Origin of the sequence: uncultured Jannaschia sp., from assembly GCF_947494055.1 — a bacterium.
Classification (GTDB): Bacteria; Pseudomonadota; Alphaproteobacteria; order Rhodobacterales; family Rhodobacteraceae; genus Jannaschia.
This window is the reverse complement of record NZ_CANLTR010000178.1, coordinates 1-523: the sequence shown is the minus strand read 5'-3', so window position 1 is coordinate 523 and position 523 is coordinate 1. Positions and strand designations below refer to the sequence as shown.

The following is a 523-nucleotide window of genomic DNA, read 5'->3' as shown; positions in this document are numbered from 1 at the left end:
TTACAGATAATCACGCAGCGGCATCAGCCGGGATGCGAGGCGCGGCATCTGCTTCTGTCGCAGCATCATCAGATACTTGGCAGCGGACGGCGCCGCGCGTAATCCCGCCCGATGTTCCCGCAGAACGACCAGAGCCGGCCCTTCGTAATGCTCGAACGTGCCGGCCAGGAACGCGTCGGCCGTACCTGCCTCGATGCCGAACCGATCCAGCTCCACCGCGGGGAAGTGCTTGATGTTGTCTGTGACGATGTAGTTGGCCGAGCCCGCGATGGCTGCCGCGACGACGTGGCGGTCATCCAGGTCTGGCAGGGCGATCGCCTCGACGAACGCCTCGTACTCCGTCTCGATCCAGGCGCTGGCGAAGTGCGTGCGCATGAGGCCATCCGTCCGGCGCAGCGCCGTCTCCTGGTCTGGATATCGCGAGATCGCGTTCGTGAGCCATTCCTGCTGAATGCGCTCGGTCCAGCTTGCCCGATACAGATCGGCCTCGAAGAACCGCAGCAGCAAATCGCGCTTCATGTTC

At 63.7% G+C, this 523-nt stretch carries 1 protein-coding gene; it reads right to left on the bottom strand.

The genetic code is table 11. The features are described 5' to 3' along the window. On the bottom strand, positions 1–507 hold the full coding sequence (locus tag Q1A87_RS23740) for a PIN domain-containing protein (protein ID WP_299657345.1): 507 nt from the start codon (positions 505–507) through the stop codon (positions 1–3). Positions 508–523 lie beyond the last annotated feature (16 nt).